Source organism: Pseudoalteromonas simplex (genome assembly GCF_015278155.1).
GTDB classification, from domain to species: domain Bacteria; phylum Pseudomonadota; class Gammaproteobacteria; order Enterobacterales; family Alteromonadaceae; genus Pseudoalteromonas; species Pseudoalteromonas simplex.
Genome location: NZ_JADILN010000001.1, coordinates 644,275 through 664,520 on the forward strand (window position 1 = coordinate 644,275; position 20,246 = coordinate 664,520).

The window sequence follows — 20,246 nt, forward strand, 5'->3', positions numbered from 1 at the left end:
CATTGAGTGCATTTAAAATTTCAATACAGCAGTTTGATACACCTTATGAAGTAGCCCCAGAAGTATTAGTACTAGAGGGGAGCTCGGGTCATGAGCAAGTGCAAAACTGGCATTCATTTGATGCCTTTATTTATGACTGTATTGTAAAAGCAAAGTCAGTATTGAAAGAGTCAGACGTGCAGCAACCGTTAATTTGGTTATTACCGGCACTGCCTTTTCAAACTGATCATAAAACACTATTTATAAACAGCCTTCAGCAGCGTTATGGCATTGCTGTCGAACAGATGATTTTTGAAGGCGCAAACGCTATGCACAGTGCGATCGCATTAGCTAAAGAGCAAAATTTTAGTGCTTTTGATGTGGTAGCAATTGATGGTGTGTTTAAAGCCTCAAAGCATAACGGCTTTGAATATTTGGGTATTGCGGCTTGTAAGGCATGTGTTGAATTTACTCAGGTAGGCTGGGCGCTGCAATCTACGAGCATGTGTTCTTCTGTAGATATAGCAAAGCATCAGCCTATACATGCAGAGCTTGAACGTATTTTATCGCTAAATGAACAAAAAATAGATTTAGTGTTTGCCCCAGGAAATGGCCTAGAAAGTGATGATTGGGTAAGTTATTTACCTGTTTTAAGTAAAAAAATTAATGAACAAACGATGTTCCAACTTCCTAATTATAAATTAGGCAAAATGGGAGCAATAGAAGGGGTTGTAAACCTCGCAAGCCTGACAAATAGCGCCCTTTATGCTGAGCGTTTTGGGCAGGCGTTAATAATTTCGCAAGAGTACAACAAGTACCAAGCCGTCGCGTCATACTTATGGATAAGTAAGGAAATGTGCAACTAATGGATAGTAAAGCAGTTGTGTTACAGGGAACACGTTATCCCATCTGCCTCGTGTTAGCTAAACAGCCAGCCCCCAGTGGTTTTATTGCTGTCGCAACGAATACGCCGGATAGTGCCTACAAATTTGTAGCTGAGGTTGGTGCGGTATTAAGTGGCGATGCTGCTAAACGATTAGATCTTATTCAATTGTTAAATGTTGCTGGTATAAATTGTCCAAGGCAAGCAACAGCGCGCGAAACTGCATCGGCTTTGATAAAAGCCTTAACCTCAGGTGCCATTACGTGCTACCAGCAGCAAGTAAAAAGCACCATTCAAGTCAGTGATAATACTCGCTCATCGCAAAGTAGCAGTTCAGCGTCTTCGGCTGTGCCAAGTAATGCCAAAAAAGCAACACAAGCTCCTGCTAGCAATAAGGGCAGTGCCAGTAACACAACCGCAAGTGAAACGCCTATAACAGAACAAGAATGCCGTTCAGACCCGGTTTCGATGCTAACAGGCGAAGAAATTCTTCCTTTAACTGACTTCTCATTAGCCGCAAATAGGCCTTTAACGTGGCGTCGGTTATACCGTTCGTCTCACTGTAATCATAAAACAATACTGGGTAATGGCTGGCGTCACGATTATTTAGTGCAATTAACCGAGCATTACCTACCACCGCCGAAAGTGGGCCCAAAGAAAAAGGGCACTTACTGGCTTGAGTATCACGACGAACATGGTGCGACTCATAAGTTTGAAAAAGTGAAGCCGGGGCAATCGAGTTATCAGTTAAGTAGTAACTTGGTGCTTCATTATAAAGAAAATGGCAAGCAAGTATTAGTAACACCAGATGATAAACACCTGACGTTTATGCCGGGTGCATCAGCATGGTTGCTCGAAAAAATCATCAATGAAAAAGGTCAAAGCACCCGTTTTTATTATGATTCGATGGAGCGTTTACAACGTATTGAAGTAAACAAAGTACGCGGCTGTGTACTTAAATATAATAAGCACGGTTTACTCAAAACGGTGCACGCTTATCGTACTAACGAACAAGGCAAATTAGTACTTTTAGATCAGCCATTAGCTAGTTATGAGTATGATGAACAGTCAAACTTAGTTGCGGCAACAAACCAATTTGCTGAACAAGAGCGTTATGAGTATAACGCTGCAAATTTACTAATAAAGCGAACCAGAGCAAGCGGTTTTAGTCATCACTTTGAGTGGGACTCGTATGGTTATGATGCCAAATGTATTAAACAGTGGGGGGATGACAATACCTATTGCTATCAGTTCGAGTATCAAGGCAATAAAACAACCAGTATAGATTCACGCGGCAACCAAGAGCACTTTGTGCACAATGAGCAAGGTAAGCTGATTGAGCACACTGATGCCAACGGTAATATCACGCGCTATGATTACAATTCGCTAGGGCAAAAAGTAGCGCAAACTGATGCTCTAGGCTATCAAACGCTTTATACCTATACTGAATACGGCCAGCTTGAATCAGTCACCCAAGCTGATGGTAACCGCACTCAATTTGGCTATAACCAACTTGGTCAACAAGTCGTTGTTATTTTGCCAAATGGCGAGAAGATTAAACGCCAATACAGTGCCTCAGGGTTATTACAAAGTGAAACCCAAGCAGATGGGCGAATTGCACTTTATAGTTATGATAAGCAAGGTAATTTGACCCAGCATGTCACACCAAACGGTCATGTATTAAAATACACGTGGAATGAACAAGGTGAGCTACTTGCGAAGCAGCACAATGATGAGCTCATTCGTTACAGCTACGATACCCTCGGTCGTATAAATGCAACCATTAACCAAGCCGGTCTGCTTACTCAATATAAATATAATGAGCAAGGGCAACTAGTTGAAACAACCGCGTTTGAGCAAAGTAACCCTGATAACAAACAACAACAGCTTTTTTCTTATGATGATGCTGGTAGATTAGTTCGTTCGAAAAACGGTAATGGTGATACCACAGAGCAGCACTTTGAGGGACTAAGCCAACCTCACTGCGTGATCCAGCCAGATGGCAGTGCACTGCATTTAACGTATGATAAAGAGCGAAATTTAACCGCAATCGAGCGTAGTGACGGCCATATTTATCGCATTAATTACGATGCAAACGAAAACCCAACACAAATCACGGGTTTTGATGGTACTGAACAGCAATTTAAGTACGACGCATGTAATCGTTTAGCGGCTGTCACGCAAAGCGACAAACGCCATGTAAATATTAAGCGTGATAAGCTAGGCCGCGTTATTTCGCAGCACGCAAGTCTAGCCACAAATAAACACATAGTTAATAACGCTAACCACTACAGTTATACGACAGAGGGCAAAATAGCACGTGCTCACAATGAGCAATCAACGATTAAACAGTCGTTTGATAAAGGCGGACGACTACTGAGTGTTGAGCAAATTCACAACCAGTCTCAAACCCATAAACTCGCATATAGCTACGATGACTTCGGCAGACGACAGTCTCTTACCTTGCCAGATTCAACAACCCTTTATTATAACTACAATAGTTTTGGCCAGTTAAGTGCTATACAGGTAAAGCGAGCGGATGGTGAGTTAGCAAAACTCGTCGAGCTTGGCTACGACAGCCAAAATAATATCAAAACTCAGCGTTTTGGTAATCAGGTTACCCTTAATCAGACATTTGATGTATTTGGGCGTTTAACGCAGCAGCAACTATCGCATCCAGAGCACACACTATTTGATAGCTGTAATTATCAATATGATGCGATCAATCAACTTATTGCGCGGAAAGAACAAGGCATTAGCTGCCAAAATACACAGTTTGAATACAATAGCCTTGGCCAGTTAATTCAGCAAAATCTAGCTGATGCAAAGTCGGATACACAAGCGCCAGAAACTGCCAAGCAATTTCAGTGGGATAGCTTTGGTAACCCAGTTAGTCAAACTCAAGTGCAGCATGATGAAGCAGTCAATAAACAAGAAGCTAATGATGCTGTTACACATAGCCAAGCCGATGCCGACAGGTTAACGCATTTTGGCGATAGCGATTTTGAATACGATGACTGTGGTAACCAAGTACGCGAAACGGGCAAAGGCATAAAAACGCACCGTGAATACAATGCATTCAACCAATTAAGCAGCTTTAACAACAATGGCACGCTAACACATTACGACTATGACCCACTAGGTCGTCGTATCGCTAAGCAGACTGAGCATGGCAAGATTGATTATATTTGGGATAACGACCAACTAATAGGAGAATACCAGCACGGCGAGTATACCTGGTACATCAACCTGCCCAATCAATTTCACCCGGTCGCACTGATTAAACAAGGTGAGCTGTATTACTACCACCTAGACCAACTAAACACCCCACGTTTTGTTACCAACAATAACGCAGAAGTTGTATGGCAAAACCACGCCGATGTGTACGGCTATGAAGAACCAGAAGCTAATGCTGACTTTAATAAAGAAAACAGCTTCACTCAGCCAATACGTTTTCAAGGGCAATATTTTGATGAAGAAAGCGGCCTACACTACAACCGCTACCGTTATTACAGCCCCAAACAACAACGCTTTATAAACCAAGACCCGATAGGCTTAGTTGGCGGCATAAACCACTACCAATACGCGCCGAATCCGGTTAATTGGGTAGATCCGTTTGGACTTAGTTGTAAGGAAAATACATGGAATACGTTTCAGAAAAATACTAAAGGGCACTTTAAAAGTTCTGCCGAAGCAGCCGGGAGTTATAAGAAAGTCAAAGAAGTTTTAATTACTCCTAAAGCTGAACGCCCAGATCCATCAACATATCTGCCGCAATCTTATATCGATGCGCATGTAGCTCTGTTTAATCAACAAGGTGCAGGTTTCATTTCAATTCAAAGTTGGATGTTAAATCCTGAATATCCAACGTTACCGCCAAGAAAATTTGTAGGGCTGAAAAGTGAAATGGACGTTATTATCTCCAAATATACCAAGTCAGGGAATGATTGGAGAATTCTTAGAGATGAGCTCAGCTTGGGCGAAGATACAGATCTAAGCAATGATGAAATCACGTACATGGTAATTGAGCCAGGAGATGAACGATTTGAATATGATATTCCGAATGGTCGTGAAGGTGGAGCATACGATGGAGAATGGATCCCAGGCGGTAAAACAAAAGGTGGTATAACTGAAGCCGCACTAATAAATTCTGAAAGGGTCGTTCATAATAACAGTCTTGAAGAATTATCAAGTAACTTTAAAAGCACAAAGAAATTACGAACAGGTCAAGATAATAAAAAATGAAGTAGTAAGAAGTTACATCCCATAAAAATACAAAAGTATGGCTGTTGAATGTGAGTGTAGAATTGGGAAGTGGAGCGCTTAACTTAATAACGCGTAATGAAAATAAATAGTTAAAATACGCAACGTACTCCTAAAGTTAGTATACAGAGTTATTAAAGCTGCAGAAGATTTAAAGTTTTATGCTCCTTAACAGCATTGAATAGAGATATTATATGGTTACAAATTTATTTGAAGTTTCGATAGGTAAAAATGAGTCAAATAGCTTTTTTCGTGGAGAAAAAAATTATTTTGTAAAAACCCCTGATTTTGAACAACATAATCACGGTGCAAACCTTGGAGGCCATGTAGAATCATTTTTGAGAATGAGTAATACCAACGCTAAGGTTTTCGATAGAATTTTCATAGATTTTTTAGGGTCTTTAGAAATTACTAAAAACGATTTAACTCATTTTATGGCAAATCTCTCGGCATTTTTTGCTTTAAAATCCAGAGGCAGATTGGTGGGTTCAATGCTTTTTAAAAGCCCTAAAAGTATTGAATCAAGACTAGTTAAAAGTTACTTAATAGAGATCTCTAACAGTGACTTTTACCAAAGTGAAAAAGATAGGTTATATTTACATGCAAATTTCATCTCTAGAAATGGCAATGATATTTTATTAAAAACACTACGGGAAATTGATGGATGTGATTTAGGAAAGTAAGTTATTTTAACCTAGATATATTGGGAGAGAATATTAGCTACGGATAAAATAATATGGCAGGCTATTAAATTTATATTTTAGCAACGTACTTAAAAAATATGGACGTTTTAGGTTTATGATGAAACAGCTATTTATTAATGTTTGTTTGATTTTTACTTTTTCTTGTACCGATGCTTTAAGTAATGATGACAAAACGTATGTCAGCCTTGATGTTATTGAGATGAATGTTGAAAGGGTCAATGACAATTTGTTTCGTTGGCTTAAATTTCATCCTGATAGCGAGTTCCCTTGTTTAAGACTAGAGATTTTAGAAGCGGGTAGTAATGCGCTTATCAAACGAAAGAATATATGTAACGTGTATGATAAAGCGTTAAAAGTTACACATGATTTTAAAAAGTTAACATTTTTAGATATCTACAATCTGAATGTTAATTCACAAATTCTAACATTTGACTTAGAACTCTCTTTGTTGAGTCAGAATGTAGTTAATATGAATTGTTCAATTAAGATTGAAAATACAGGTTTTTCTCCACTTGAGTGTCACCGTTTAGAGGTGGAGGAATAGCCTGCGGCTGGATTGATGCTAGCCGTAATAAACATAATTAATCACTCAAAAGGAGTGATGGAACAAATTTATAGTTTGATAACAAAGAGCTCACTGAAGAGCTGTAATTAATGGATAGGGAAATACTATGAGTGAAATAAACACGGATGTTAACTATAAAACAATGGCAGGAAATGCCCGTTTGGTGATAATTGCAGAGTCTAGTCACAATCCACTATCGTATAAATATGAGGCAATTAAGGCACTCAAACAATTAAAAACAGCAGGCTTTACTCACTTTGCAATGGAAATGCTACCTCGCTCTATGCAAGAAAAAATAGATTTTTATCAACGTACAGGAAAGGGCTTTAAGGTAATTCAGCAATATTTAAATGAGAATTGGGCCTGGGGCTACTTAGTACCTAAAGCCTATGGCGAGCTGGTTAAGGCAGCTAGAGACATTGGTTTGAAAGTAATTGCACTAGATATTTCTTATGAATTGATGGAGCAAATGGATAAGGAATGTGAATATGACCAATATAAAGAGGGAGACTGTTTCAGTACCCACACTCGTCGAAATAAAATATGGGCTGAAAATATAATGGGGGTGTTAAATGCCTCAAAACAACATCGTGTAGTTGCCTTTATGCATCGCTGGCATGCAGTACAAGCCACAGATTATGAGCCTGGTCTTGACACTATTGTGCAAGAAAAGGGCATGAATAGTATAAGGTTTATTGATTTTATAGGTGGAATAACTTGCTTATCTCAAAGGCAATGTGAAGGTAGTTCTGCAGAAATTAATTCACTTAAACAACAATACTTTTCGCGTGAAGGCTTCCCTTATAAGCATGCTGTAAAAGCATTTCAGGTTCATATTCCAGAACAAAGAGTTAACCTAGATGGCACTTTAAAATGGTAAAACATCTACTTTTAGCACTTTTAGTTTTGGGCACAGTTACTCCCTATGCCGAGAGTAAATCGGTAACGGGCTCTTTATGGACCGAACTTGATATTAATGACCCTGCTTTATCTAAGGGGGCAGCAATGCGCCAATGCGAAAAGAGTTTGAAATATGCAGTTAACGAACTTGAAAGCTGGTGTGAGAAAGCCTACCAACTCGGAGCTTGGGAAGCGTTGCTTTATATTGGGTATCTTACAGGAGATGGCTCGCGTTACGTTCATGAAGTAAAACAACGTGCAGCTAATGATGAAATCAAGGCTATTCGTAAGTTAGCATGGCTATATGATGGTGGCTTATTCATTGAAAATAACCCAACTGAAGCGGCCCGTTTATACGAACTATTCCTCAAAAAAGCTACAGATGCTTCACCTCGTTTGTTAAGACGGATCCATTACGACCTGGCAAAAATTTATACAAAACTTGAGGATTGGCCGAGCGTAATTAACCATGCGGAATATGTGCTTGAACACAGTGAAGGGGATGGCACAGAGGCTCTGGCGAGAGAGTTGAGAGACTATGCAAAAACACGAAGTAGTCAATGAATGTAATTATTTAGGTTTATTTAATCAAGGTTTTAGAACTAAAAGGAGCTATAAACGCAGTTAAATGCGCTATAGAAACAGTATGGAACAACAACATCAACAAACACTCACCCAACTAGTCAACGATGTTTATAACAAACCGGACTTAATCGAAGAACATCAGGTTCTTATTCAACCCTTATTAAAAGACTTGCTAGCTAGTGCGCCAGCGGGGTTTGAGGGGATGGCTACGATGATCCACAGCCATTTAGTTAATGGCCTTAAATCTACCAATCCAAATATTCAAAAGTTTGAACTTGAGTCAGGGCTTTTAAAGCTTAAGCCTTATTTTCAAAGAATTAATCGGTAAGCTACAAAAGCTTGAGTTTAGGTAAACAAAGTACAAGGATGGTTTATGTCATTAATGAATGCGTGCATTTTAATGCTGCTGCTACAGCCATTGTTTGTTTACTTTGCGTTATTTGCAAAAGAAGTTGATCTTAATGAAGACTCGCAAGATTCGACTGTCATGCTATTTAACTTTGGTCTTTTGGGTATCACGCCTAGTGTTGCTTATTTTTACATGGAGCAGTTTTGGTTCGCAGTTGGGATGTTAACTGGCGTCACACTATTAGGTTTAACACTTGCTAAAATTTTAGAATCAAAGGGCAAAAGGCCATTGGATCTCATCCTAACTTTGCGTTTTTTGACGTCGTGGCTGCTTATTTTTGGCGTTATATATTGGTTAATTTCATTATTTACAGGCTCACCAGAAGTTCAGCCAACAATTCCTGATGCTGATCAGCAAGTTGAGCCGTTTTATCAGCTATTTTGGCCTTCATTTTACTATTTAGGTTTAATGGTTTTTACATTTTTACTTAAAGTACTCGAGTTTCGCTTTCAATTAAAGCCAGCTTTATCTGGTACTCTTTTGATACTTGCGGCAGCGTTAATCGGTATATCACCACTCGTTGATGGCAGTTTTATTCTTGGCTTGTTTATAAATATCGCCATATTTTTTATTTTTTGCTCTATGTATATGGAAATTAATAAAATAAATGACCCCTCTGGCGGAGCGATTGTTTTTTTATATGCATATATATTATCAATGGGAGTTGGGGTGGCTATTATCGTAAAAATTATACATGTAATATTTTTTACTTCTGAAGTTTGATTTTTAACCTTGCAAGGGAGGTTGTTTTTTAGTTATTATTTGTACCTGTTTTGTTGTTTTTATTCTGCGTAAATGAATAATGTATAAATCAGCATAATAAGGTTTTTGTTGCCATAAATTGCATTGCAAGGAGGCTTGGTGTGTTCTCATCAAGGGTTAGGCAGTTAGCTATATTAATTGCTACATTATTTGTTTTATTCACTACGACACAGGTATTTGCGAATATGTTTGGTTTTTTTAATAAAAGTGATTTTATTTTGTCTGCCCCTGTTAAAGGGCAGCTATTTGATGATGGGAAGCCTGTTGCAAATACCAAAGTGATGCGTTCACTTACTTACGGTGATGAATATATCGACGAAACAGTAACTGATGAACAGGGCTATTTTACGTTTTCAGAAAAAACAATTAAAACCAGTAAACCAGCTAACATGTTCGATAATGACTCATTGGTACAGCACATTTATTTAGAAAATGGCACGCCAGAGGGAATAGTATTGTGGTATACACTGGTTTCACTGCATGAAAATAGTCAAACCCTCAAACGATTACTTGCTGATTTAGAATGCGATATTTCTAAAGAGCCAGAAACATACGATATTCCTATCGAAGAAGATACAAGCCATACTTTTGCGATTTATACATCATGTAAACTTTAACCTAAAACATCTCATACAAAGGGAACTTATATGAATACCTTGACGCCTACTCAAGCGGTGCAACTCGCTGAGCTTGCTTATAAAGCAAAAAGTATTAAAACAACTAATTTACTTAATCACTCATTGCACGCTTCTTTGCGAAATAGCTTTAATTTCTCAATTAACCCAAGTGCTGTACAAGGTGTGTCGGGTGGTTTTTTCTCTCATTTATTTGGTTTAAGTACAGGTTTTGGTTTAGTTGCACACGGAAAAAATGAGTTTCAAGGTGATTCTGTTATCACCATTCGTGGCACAGCCTCTTTAAGAGATGGTTTAACAGATGCAAACTTCGGTTTAAGTGGTGGTTCAAACGGTAGTATGGTTCATGCGGGGTTTAATAAAACGTTTTACACCATGAAGCCGGGACTGCAAGAGTTTGTTACAGCAAATATACGTGACAAAGTAACAGGGTGCGTACATTTAGTTGGCCATAGCTTAGGTGGTGCACTTGCAACGTTAGCGGCAGATTGGATCAAAGCTGAATATTCGTTACCTGTAAAGCTGTATACATTTGGCTCTCCTCGTGTTGGTCTAGATAACTTTTCAAGAGCCGCAACAGGCAGAATCGATAAGATTTATCGTTGTACTCATGGTGCCGATCCTGTCACTAAAGTGCCGTTATGGCCATTTTCTCATGCTCCATATCAGGGCCAAGAAATTCGTTTAGATAGCGGGCAAGGTTTAAAAGGTGCTGCCCACAAACTCAGTGGAACACCTGGCTACATTAATACCGCAAATAGTAATGATTGGGGCAACCTGACAATCCGTGCAAATCATTATTTAAATACACCTGTGCGCTTAAACTTTGAAGATCGTAATCAAGCATCTTTCAATTCACACTGGGCTGATAAATTAGGTGCGGCGCTTGTTACCTTATTAAAAGACGCTGGTTATTACAGCGCTGTTGCTGCACAAGCAGCAATTGGAACAGGCCTGACATTTTACGATATGCTTGCTCGAACTTTAGATAAAATTGCGAAAGCATCAGCCTCATTTGCTGCACAAACATTGGGTCTTATTGGTCATATGTTGGTGTTTGCCGGCAAAGTTGTTAGCAAAGCCGTTGAACTAACATACAGTGTTATTAAGTGGGCTTTTGACTCGACTCTTGGTGCTCTTTATCGCGCCGCAAAAGATGGCCTAAATGGTTTAGATTAATAACAAATTGGGCATGCTGATTAGCATGCCCATTTCTTATTGTTGTTCGTTTTCTTTTAATGAGCTTATTTGTATTCCATTCTTACTCAGCTCACTTTTTAGTTTTAATGCACTGCTTTTTAAATTTGGTAACGTCTTGTTATTTATGATTTCGACCGCTTCACTTAACTGATTTGAAGCATGTTTGGCCGACATTTTTCTACTGATTGCTGCATCAATAATAAATTGACTTTTGCTGTAAAAACGACGAATTTCAGTTAAAAACTCACTGGGCGTTTCTAAGGTTGTGGGGGAATACTGCATGGTCTGCCAAATATACTTTTCGATGGTTGGCTTGTTATATTCAAGTTCGGACTTAGGTGGGCTTTTTGCTAATAAGATAGCAAATTCTTTGAGATGTTCAGCATTATCTTTAACTTCATCATATAGAGATGTTCTAAGATAATAATTATCTTCCATTTTACTGAATGAGTCGAATTTTAAAGCTTGTTCTAAGCCACTTTGAGCTGCAAGATAAACCCCAAAAATAGTTGAAAAAACGAGGAATAATTGGTTTAGCCAAAAGCCAGTACTTTTTAGTTCTTTATTATCAACGGTTTTAAATGCAGTGGTGATCTTTGGGTTGTTTCCTTTATCCATTATTAAATTCCTTTTACTATTTTGATTTAGTATCTCACAATTATTTGATTTGTATATTTAATCTCTTTCTAATAGCACAGCGCCACTGTGATCTTCACCTAAATAATCGTCTTTATTGTAGATTGGGCATTTAGCCATTGATAAACAGCCGCAGCCAATGCAACCGTTAACGCGCTCGCGCAATCGCTGCATGTATTGAATGCGTTCATCTAATTGCGTTTGCCAGACTTTAGAAAGGGCTGCCCAATCTTGTTTAGTGGGAGTGCGTTGCTCGGGTAGGGTGCTTAACGTTTGTTTAATGTCTTCAAGAGTTATGCCCATGGTTTGCGCAGCTTTTATAACGGCAATTCGGCGCAATACATCGGGTTTATAGCGGCGCTGGTTACCATTATTACGCCAGCTGCGAATAAGCCCTTTTGACTCATAAAAATGCAAGGTCGAAACTTTTACGCCACTGCGTTTTGCCACAAAGCCAACCGCTAGGTTTGCATCAATAAGTTTTTTATCTGACATAATTTGCTCCAAGGTGTTGACCTAAAGTTAGCTTGAGGTTTTACGCTGCACACATCATAAAAAAGGAGTGATAGTCATGCAACAAAAACCAACAACAAATACGGTAATTATTTATTCAAGTGCACGAAAAACGGGTAACACAAGCTTACAAGTTAATGATTATAAAGCCCAATATGGCGGTGATCTGGTATGTCTAGATGACTATGTTATCTCGCCTTATTGCTACGATAAGCAATATAAAAATGATGATTTTTATGCGGTATTTGAAGCGCTGTTGAATTATCAACACTGGGTACTGGCATCGCCAGTGTATTGGTATAACACCACACCGCAGTTTAAAGCATTTTTAGACCGGATCACTGACTACATGGATGATGACGCACTCAGGCCAAAACTGAGAACACTGCGTGAAAAGCAGTTTTCATTGCTCTCAAATGCAGGGTCTGCTCACGCACCTAACGCGTTTACCGAGATGTTTAAAAACACCTTTAATTACTTAGGCATGACCTTTAAAGCGCACCAACATATTGATGCTAGTTAAACGCGTTTAAACAAGGTAGGCTAGAGTAAAAAGCAACAGGAACTTTTATGAAATCAACACTGTTAGGTTTATCTTTAGCCTTATTATCTTCGTTTAGTCATGCAGAGCAAGCTGAGCCCGTTATCAAAGGCTTTGGTTATTATTATGACGTGCCAAACCATGCGACAATTTCAGATCAAACGATTTTTAAAGTGGCATTTGATGTAGCAGATGCGGCAGAAAAAGGGGCGCAGAACAACAATATGAACTCATTAGCACGGTTCATTAATATGCACATAGCCCATGGTGTGAAGCCTGAGAACATTCAACTTGCTTTAGTTGTGCATGGTGGCGCAAGTGTTGATGTACTGGAAAACAGTTTTTATAAACAGCGCTTTGCCAGTGACAATAAAAATCAGCAATTGATCTCACAATTGTTGGCACATAATACCGTTGTGTATGTGTGTGGGCAGTCTGCAACGCACATGAAGGTAAAGCAGCAACAGCTTATTCCTGGTGTGCAAATGGCGTTATCGGCAATGACCGCGCATGCACAGTTGCAGCAACAAGGTTACACATTGAATCCATTTTAATGAATATCTTATGTTTTGGTGACTCAAACACCTATGGTATTTCCCCCGTCGATGGTAAGCGCTTTGCAGCCGATGAGCGCTGGCCTAGTTTACTGGGTATTAAATTAGGTGCCGGCTACCAAGTGATTGAAGCCGGCCAGCCCAATCGTACACTGGTGAACGACCCACCTTTTAGTGGTGATAAACTGGGCATTAAATACCTAGAGCCTTACCTAGCGGCTTATCATTTAGATGTGATTGTAATTCAGCTCGGCACGAATGATTTAAAGCGCCGTTTTGCGCTGTCGGTTGTTGATATTGCCAACGCACTAGAAGCACTTATTTTAGATATAAAAAACTATTATCGGCACCGTGAATTACCCAAAATAATAATTTTAAGCCTGCCAGCGGTGTATGAGGTTGGCGCATATAAATCTATTTATGCAGGAGCAGAGCTAAAAGCAAAACGGTTAGTGGAAGAGTTTAAAAATGTTGCTGACAGCAACAACTGCTGTTTCGTTAACTGCTTTGAATTAATAACACCATGTTCTTCAGAAGGCGTTCATTGGCCAAGCTCACAGCATAAGACACTTGTAGATCACTTGAGAAGTTGTCTCTAAAGTAATACTTTGCTGTGTTCTTTAAATGATTTACCAATTTTTATCTTATCACCAGTATCTAGCTCTACATGTTCGTTCGTAACAGCTATGACTCTGCTGTTATTCACTATGTATGATTTATGGATTTGAGTGAATGAGCCTAATAGCTGCTCTAAGATCTGTTTTAGGGTTGTTGTTGCGAGGATCGTTTGGTCTTCTTGGTGTACTTTTACATAATTTCCATACGCTTCAATGTATTCAATTGTATCTAAGCTAAGCTTGCGTTTTTCGCGATCTACTTTTAGGGTGATTGTTTTACTTTTCGGTGTTTGGGAAATACGTTCACGGACTTTATTTATTGCTTGCTGTAAACGTTGTGCAGATACAGGTTTGAGTAAATAATCAGTAACATTTAGCTCGTAACCTGCGAGTGCATATTCTTCATAAGCACTCACAATGATAATTTGAGGCGGGTTAGCGAGTGATTGAATGAGTTCTAACCCTGACAACTCTGGCATGTTTATATCTAAAAAAACGACATCAATAGTTGATTTTGCTAATTGGTACAAAGCATCTTTTGCGCTGAAATGCTGAGAAACTACTTTGATATCTGAATACGACTCTAAATGATGAAGAATTACTTGATGAGCAAGTGGTTCATCATCAACAATAATTGCTTTAATCATTTGATAATTCCAAAGAGAGGGTGGTTTGCCAAAGTCCATTGTGGTTATGCACCAATAAAATATGTTTTTCTGGATATAGAAGCTCTAAACGGCGCCTTAAATTGTTTAGCCCCATGCCTGAATTATCATTATTGTTTTTGCGAGGAATGCTATTTTCGCAATATAACGTTAAAGCGTTGCCATTTAAGGATAGTTTTATCGTTACTTCAGCGTTTTCTTGTGCGTGTTCAACACCGTACTTTATGGCGTTTTCGATTAAAATAATAAGAAGCAGTGGCGCTATATAAAGAGGGTGACTAGTTTCAGGCCATGCTAGGTTAAATCTACAGTTATTTGCATGCCTTATCTTGTGAAGTTCAAGAAAGTTTTTAATGTAATTTAGCTCTTTTTCGAGTAGAACAAATGGTTTTTGCCCTTCATAGACGGTGTATCTCAGTAAGTCAGCCAGCTGTAATACCAATTCAGGTGTCTTTTCTGATTTTGTTAATGCAAGTGCATATAAGTTATTTAAAGTATTAAATAAAAAGTGCGGATTAATTTGCTGCTGCAATAGCTTTAGTTCTGTTTTTATTTGCTGTTTGGCAATTTCTTCTAATTTATGGTGGTGCTGCTGGCGTTCAAACGCCAAGATAATGGGTGTAGAGATACTTAAAAATAAAAACATAAACTGATAATTGTACTTATTGATAATGTCTAGGTTGCCTCCCGGAGTTAGATTGGCAACATTTGAGGGTAAGTCATTAACAGGCAATGTAAGCACAATAGCGGCAAGTAATGGTGTTAAAACAACCATGCTAATTAAGCATGCAGATACAAAAATGAGCACTCCATGCTTGGCTAAGAATTGACGTATTAAAATGTAACGATTAAATAAAAAAGTGCCGTGTACAATAATTACGTAGACCAAAAGCTGAGAAAAATACCAAATAAATTGATTATAGTTTGTAAGTAGCTTTTGAGTATCAAATATCAATGCAAAGGGTTGATTTAGCAAAGGTTCTTTATGGCTGTTGAGTATGCCAGCCATGACAAAGGCCCAGCCAAAACATATAACAAAAACAACTTTATTTAATGTAAACAAAGAGCTCATCCAACTGGTTAATTTGGATTTTTGGTTCTTCTTAAAGCGTTGGGATGAAAGCCAAAGTAAACTTGCTAGACTGCATAGTAACCAACATTGCTCTTGTAAGTAGTGCCATTTATCATAAGGTGGCAAGCTGTTGCTTAACAGATAAATGAGTATTGGGTAACCAATAAACCCAGATAACCACCATTTTGAAGCCTGCTTTGAAGAATGCTGTGATGCCATCCAGTGAGCGATTAAGAAAGGGATACACTCAAATATTAGCTGTAAATTTACTGTTAGATAAGTACTGGGTGAATCAATTCTCAGCGAAAGATAGCGAATATGACTTTCAAGTAGTATCGCAGCGATTAATGGTAGTAGAGCAACCATGTTTTTTGTGTTTTTAGGTGATGATAGATAGCTAATAGCTGCCAGCAAAATCTACTCCGTTCAGTTTTTATTTTTGCAACGTACACTGTTGTTTTTTCGAACATTTATATATTACCCTAATTTCTAAATAATGTGGAAACTGAGGGAGTAATACTCTGATTAAGCGTTATAATGGATTTAGCTTAACGTTTTTATTTCTTTATTCATCCACATCTTGATGAAAGTTCTTTTTTTGATGACGAAATAAGAATTTTTGCTTTCATCATCAAACTTGACTCATTGATCATTACTTCGTAGCAGCGAGCTTTGCCATTCCTTAATCTAGATTTGTGCTAATTAAGGAGCCAATAAATGCTAACACTTGAGCATATTTCGAAAACATACCCTGATGGAACTCAAGCACTTAACGATATAACCATTGAGTTACCCAGCGGCATGGTAGGGTTGCTGGGGCCAAATGGCGCTGGCAAGTCTAGTTTGATGAGAACTCTTGCATGCCTGCAAACTATTAATTCTGGCCGTATACAGTTTAGTGGCTTAGATATATTAAAAGACTCTGACAAGTTACGTAAGCAACTTGGTTATCTACCACAACAATTTGGTGTTTACCCACATATGGGATGTAGAGCATTACTTGAACACATCGCCATATTAAAAGGGCTTGAATCTAAAAAGACAAAGCAACAGATTGATGACCTGCTTACTGCATTAAACTTAACTCAGCATGCAAATAAAAGAGTCAGTCACTTTTCAGGGGGAATGAAACAGCGCTTTGGTATTGCTCAAGCATTGTTGGGTGATCCTAAATTAATCATTTTAGATGAGCCTACTGCTGGGCTTGACCCGGCAGAGCGAGAGAGTCTCAATAACTTATTAGTTTCAATGAGTAAGAATCGACTGATTTTGCTTTCAACACACATTGTGGAAGACATAGAAAACCAATGTCACTTTGTGGCGATGATTAAAGGTGGTCAACTGATCCAAAGTGGCCATATCGATACCTTAGTAAACCAACTCAAAGGTAAAGTATGGGTATTAAAAGCTTTGCCACGCGCACTGCCCAAAGACGCTTTAGTACTGAGCCAAAGTTATCGATATGGTGAGCCCGTCTTTCGAGTTTATGCCGCAGAGCGCCCAACTACAGGGGCTGTTTTGGCTGCAGAATCATTACAAGATAAGTACTTCTTTGAACTAAAATTTCGAAGAGGTGAATTATGCTAATAATCAATGAGTTAAAGTATCTTTTTCGTCAACCAATAGTTTGGGTATGCTTGCTTATTGCGCCAAGTTTTGCATTTTCACTTTCTTCAGGGCTTGCAACAAGTAATGTTGACCCATTACAGCACTATCAATTGCATTTAGTGTCATTACACATGATGCAATTGGCTTTATTGGTTGGAGCATTATCGCCAGCAATTTTCTTACGTGACCACCTCTTTCATATGGACGAAATTATTGCTGTTGCATCAGTAAGTTCAAAACAAAAAAACTATATTCGAATAGGTGGTTTTGTAAGTCTATTAATGATGGTTTCATTAAGCAGTACGTTGGTTATGAGTTACGTACATTTTCAAAATAATGGATTTAGTTGGCAAATACTTGGTTATACAGTTTTTTATAGTGGTTTTGTTCTACTCATAAACTGTTTTTTACTTATTGCTTTGGCATTTTGGCTTTGTCAAAGGTTTCGAAGCTCAATGATTATCTACGCCGCTTTTGCAAGTGTTTGGATTGCTTATTTGTTCGCTGCGAGTATAACGGGTAATCCAATTTTGGCAGGAAGTAATGTACTAAACGAAACGTTTTATCAGCTATTTATTTGGTTAGACCCATTTGCTTATACAACGGTAATAGCAAGTTTTAGCGAGTCGCAAAATACGCCTTTTTATACTAATCGCTTTATTTGTTTTACTCTAGCAATTGTTATTTTTACTCATGCTGTTGGCTCGCACCCCCAAGTATATGCAAGGACAAAGCAACCCAAACAACAATGTATTGAGTCTGACCTTAGGCCTTACACTCAATTTCAAACGGTAAAGCCTACATTTCGTCAAAGCTCGATTCTATTCGAGCTATACAAAGCTGCAATTTTAAATATATTAAAACAACCTATAACTCTTATTCTGTTACTTTTATGGCTAGGGTTAGTGTTTAATAGTGTTGCATCTTCTTCTCAGTATGCAGAACCAATGAGTGTTATTAAAGCAACTAGCATTGATGCTGTTAATCAATATGCCTTTGATATGTATATATTGCTCGGTTGTTTACTGATGGCTCTATGGAGTTGGCAACTTAGTTGTCATGCTAGGCACTACAAAATAGCAGAGATAATTGCGGCAGCGCCTATTAAGACTGCTTCTATTTTGCATAGCCAATTATTGGCAATAGTGAGTTTGGTGTTTGTTTTTTCGTTAATAGGTTTTGTTGGTGCATCGTTAGCTGAACTTTTTATTGGCAGTGACTTTGACGCTTATCACCCTATTTATACCTTAGCTTTAATGGGACTGCCGCTAGCTATCATTGCTTCGATATTTGTATGTATTTTTAATTTATTGCGCTCAGAGCTTGTTGCTTCTTTAGTGGTGTTTGCCATTTTGTTACTTAAATTTACCCCAGTAATGACTTATTTGGGGCTAACACACACGTTTTGGAGTGTAGCTTGGACACCATTGCAGCCGGCTAATGAATTTTGGGGATATCGAGCAAGTTTAAGTAGTTACTGGCCTTATGTCCGCGCGTGGCTAGTATTATTACTTAGTGTTGTGCTTGTTAGTCAGGCTTTTAATCACCGCGGGACAGGAATGGGCAGTAGGGCACTTAAAAATAAAGATGCTTGGCTGTTAATACCTGCAGTTTTGGCTATCAATTTATTTTGGCAGCTACATACTAATTTAATTTCAGAAAAGCCATTAAGTAACTCTTATAAACGAGAAACATTTAAAGCAAATTATGAAAAAATGTTTGCTGATTGGAAACATAAAGCTCAGCCAAAAGTGAGTCATATCGATGCAGAAATAGATTTCTATCCTTATAAGCAGTCAGCCCAATTTAACTTAACCTACTCATTTACTAACCCTCACAAAAAACCAATAAAACAGGTATTGATAGGTCGTGCAGGCTTCTATCAATGGGCAGATATTAAAATAGAAGGAGCTGAGGAAGTCGCATTTTATCCATCAATGAACCAAGCTATTTACGAGTTTAAATCCGCACTTCAGCCATTCGAAACAAGGCAACTTAAAACGCAATTTGTAGTAAAGCAAGCCAAGTTATGGCCTACACAAGGGCATCAAATCATAACGCCTGAATTTAGTTATATTCGTTCAGTTCCGCTATTACCGACGCTTGGGTATCAAAGAAACTATGAATTAGATGACGAGCAGTTAAGGTTAGATTATGGGCTTCCACTCTATGTTAAAACACCGCCTTCAAAGCTTTTTAATGCAACATACCAAGTACCATATAACTATGAACGCATCACCATGAAAAGCAAAGTTACCACCGCCCTAGGTTATCAGGTCGTTTCACAGGGGAAGAAAATAGCGCATATTGTTGAAGGGCAAAGAGCCGTTTTTAAATTTCAGACGACAGTGCCAATTAACAACTTACCTGCTTGGTTGTCATTTCCATTTGCAGCAACTGAGTTAATTTATGAGGGTGTGAAGTTACAGGTTTTTACTAAATCAAGTGCAACAGAAGCTAATAAAGATGCCGTAAAAGTTAACTTACAAGCTATGAGTGACACGCTTTTTTGGTTTAATAATAATCTTAATGCGTACAAAGGTTCAAATCTCAGTTTGATCGACGCAACAGGATTTGGTGGGACAGGGTATGCATTACCTGAAATCATGTTGATTGATAATAAGGTCGGTTTTAGAGCTAAACCAAGTGAAGGCGCAGGTTTTGATCAACGCTACCGCCGTGCAGTACATGAAACGGCTCATCAATGGTTTGGTCATGATATTGGCAATAGTGTTCCTGAAGATAGCGCTTTTTTGATTGAATCATTAGCTAAATATGTAGAGCTTGTGGTGATTGAAAAACGATACGGAAAAAAGGCTGTCAATGCATTAGTCAAATATGAAACTCAGCGATATCAACAAGCTTCTCGGCTAGATATTTCGACAAAGCAAGCGTTGGTAGACTCATCAAAAAGTTACGATCAGTATTCCAAAGCTACTCTTGTATTTGCAAAACTTAGAAATGAAATTGGCGATGCTGTGATTGTGGCTGCTTTAAAATCAGTATGGCAAAAATATGCATTTCCTAACCGACCAGCAACGTCAATGGATTTTATTAGAGCGTTGCAAGAACAACTTAATGAACAAGAGAAAGACTTAATTAATAAGCTTTTTTTGGAAGTATAAATACAAAAAAGCCACAGGTTGTAAAACACT

The 20,246-nt window shown here is 38.4% G+C and carries 19 protein-coding genes; 15 read left to right on the forward strand and 4 right to left on the reverse strand.

The features are described from left to right. Nucleotides 1-2 precede the first annotated feature (2 nt). The 10 genes from IRQ78_RS02830 (at nucleotide 3) to IRQ78_RS02875 (ending at nucleotide 10,864) form a co-directional block, all read left to right on the forward strand. A complete protein-coding gene (locus tag IRQ78_RS02830; RefSeq protein WP_187489399.1) occupies nucleotides 3-845 on the forward strand; it encodes a hypothetical protein in 843 nt (280 codons plus the stop codon). Further along, nucleotides 845-5,107, forward strand: a complete 4,263-nt coding sequence (locus tag IRQ78_RS02835; protein ID WP_194441289.1) for an RHS repeat-associated core domain-containing protein — start codon at nucleotides 845-847, stop codon at nucleotides 5,105-5,107. Before IRQ78_RS02830 ends, IRQ78_RS02835 begins: the two co-directional genes overlap by 1 nt. Nucleotides 5,108-5,319: 212 nt before the next feature. After that, nucleotides 5,320-5,808, forward strand: a complete 489-nt coding sequence (locus IRQ78_RS02840; protein WP_194441290.1) for a hypothetical protein — start codon at nucleotides 5,320-5,322, stop codon at nucleotides 5,806-5,808. Between the two features lie 115 nt (nucleotides 5,809-5,923). Then, a complete protein-coding gene (locus tag IRQ78_RS02845; RefSeq protein WP_194441291.1) occupies nucleotides 5,924-6,373 on the forward strand; it encodes a hypothetical protein in 450 nt (149 codons plus the stop codon). A gap of 127 nt (nucleotides 6,374-6,500) precedes the next feature. Then, nucleotides 6,501-7,274 carry a ChaN family lipoprotein gene (locus tag IRQ78_RS02850; protein WP_194441292.1) on the forward strand — a complete coding sequence of 258 codons (774 nt, stop codon included), beginning with the start codon at nucleotides 6,501-6,503 and terminating at the stop codon, nucleotides 7,272-7,274. Beyond that, the gene (locus IRQ78_RS02855) at nucleotides 7,268-7,858 is read left to right on the forward strand and encodes a hypothetical protein (protein ID WP_194441293.1); all 591 of its coding nucleotides are present in this window, start codon (nucleotides 7,268-7,270) and stop codon (nucleotides 7,856-7,858) included. Before IRQ78_RS02850 ends, IRQ78_RS02855 begins: the two co-directional genes overlap by 7 nt. An 82-nt stretch (nucleotides 7,859-7,940) precedes the next feature. Next, nucleotides 7,941-8,207, forward strand: a complete 267-nt coding sequence (locus tag IRQ78_RS02860) for a hypothetical protein (RefSeq protein ID WP_194441294.1) — start codon at nucleotides 7,941-7,943, stop codon at nucleotides 8,205-8,207. Between the two features lie 90 nt (nucleotides 8,208-8,297). Continuing rightward, nucleotides 8,298-9,011 carry a hypothetical protein gene (locus tag IRQ78_RS02865; RefSeq protein WP_194441295.1) on the forward strand — a complete coding sequence of 238 codons (714 nt, stop codon included), beginning with the start codon at nucleotides 8,298-8,300 and terminating at the stop codon, nucleotides 9,009-9,011. A 140-nt stretch (nucleotides 9,012-9,151) separates the two neighbouring features. Then, complete coding sequence (locus tag IRQ78_RS02870) at nucleotides 9,152-9,667, forward strand: DUF6795 domain-containing protein (RefSeq protein ID WP_105181748.1); 516 nt, start codon at nucleotides 9,152-9,154, stop codon at nucleotides 9,665-9,667. A 30-nt stretch (nucleotides 9,668-9,697) separates the two neighbouring features. After that, the gene (locus IRQ78_RS02875; protein ID WP_138618920.1) at nucleotides 9,698-10,864 is read left to right on the forward strand and encodes a lipase family protein; all 1,167 of its coding nucleotides are present in this window, start codon (nucleotides 9,698-9,700) and stop codon (nucleotides 10,862-10,864) included. 36 nt (nucleotides 10,865-10,900) lie between these two features. On the opposite strand, the gene IRQ78_RS02880 is transcribed toward IRQ78_RS02875, so the two are convergent. After that, entirely contained in the window at nucleotides 10,901-11,503 is a 603-nt protein-coding gene (locus IRQ78_RS02880) for a hypothetical protein (RefSeq protein WP_228482486.1), read from the reverse strand. A 57-nt stretch (nucleotides 11,504-11,560) separates the two neighbouring features. Next, entirely contained in the window at nucleotides 11,561-12,016 is a 456-nt protein-coding gene (gene soxR / locus IRQ78_RS02885) for a redox-sensitive transcriptional activator SoxR (RefSeq protein ID WP_166338572.1), read from the reverse strand. Between the two features lie 76 nt (nucleotides 12,017-12,092). On the opposite strand from soxR, the gene IRQ78_RS02890 reads away from it, so the two are divergent. From IRQ78_RS02890 to IRQ78_RS02900, 3 genes are read left to right on the forward strand one after another with little or no spacing between them, the layout of a single operon-like run. Beyond that, entirely contained in the window at nucleotides 12,093-12,557 is a 465-nt protein-coding gene (locus tag IRQ78_RS02890) for a flavodoxin family protein (protein ID WP_194441296.1), read from the forward strand. A 47-nt stretch (nucleotides 12,558-12,604) separates the two neighbouring features. Further along, nucleotides 12,605-13,129, forward strand: coding sequence for a DsrE family protein (locus tag IRQ78_RS02895; protein ID WP_194441297.1), 525 nt, complete (start codon nucleotides 12,605-12,607; stop codon nucleotides 13,127-13,129). Beyond that, the gene (locus IRQ78_RS02900; RefSeq protein WP_194441298.1) at nucleotides 13,129-13,728 is read left to right on the forward strand and encodes an SGNH/GDSL hydrolase family protein; all 600 of its coding nucleotides are present in this window, start codon (nucleotides 13,129-13,131) and stop codon (nucleotides 13,726-13,728) included. Before IRQ78_RS02895 ends, IRQ78_RS02900 begins: the two co-directional genes overlap by 1 nt. Here IRQ78_RS02900 and IRQ78_RS02905 read toward each other — a convergent pair. Together IRQ78_RS02905 and IRQ78_RS02910 are read right to left on the reverse strand one after the other, a co-directional pair. Beyond that, the gene (locus tag IRQ78_RS02905; RefSeq protein WP_166338578.1) at nucleotides 13,725-14,393 is read right to left on the reverse strand and encodes a LytR/AlgR family response regulator transcription factor; all 669 of its coding nucleotides are present in this window, start codon (nucleotides 14,391-14,393) and stop codon (nucleotides 13,725-13,727) included. The two genes, IRQ78_RS02900 and IRQ78_RS02905, sit on opposite strands and share 4 nt — an antisense overlap. Further along, nucleotides 14,386-15,420 carry a sensor histidine kinase gene (locus IRQ78_RS02910; RefSeq protein WP_228482487.1) on the reverse strand — a complete coding sequence of 345 codons (1,035 nt, stop codon included), beginning with the start codon at nucleotides 15,418-15,420 and terminating at the stop codon, nucleotides 14,386-14,388. The genes IRQ78_RS02905 and IRQ78_RS02910 overlap by 8 nt, the downstream gene beginning before the upstream one ends. Before the next feature lie 780 nt (nucleotides 15,421-16,200). On the opposite strand from IRQ78_RS02910, the gene IRQ78_RS02915 reads away from it, so the two are divergent. Beyond that, nucleotides 16,201-17,070 (forward strand): ABC transporter ATP-binding protein, encoded by an 870-nt coding sequence (locus IRQ78_RS02915; RefSeq protein WP_194441299.1) that lies wholly within the window; start codon nucleotides 16,201-16,203, stop codon nucleotides 17,068-17,070. Beyond that, nucleotides 17,064-20,216, forward strand: coding sequence for a M1 family aminopeptidase (locus IRQ78_RS02920; protein WP_194441300.1), 3,153 nt, complete (start codon nucleotides 17,064-17,066; stop codon nucleotides 20,214-20,216). The genes IRQ78_RS02915 and IRQ78_RS02920 overlap by 7 nt, the downstream gene beginning before the upstream one ends. Nucleotides 20,217-20,246: the final 30 nt, after the last annotated feature.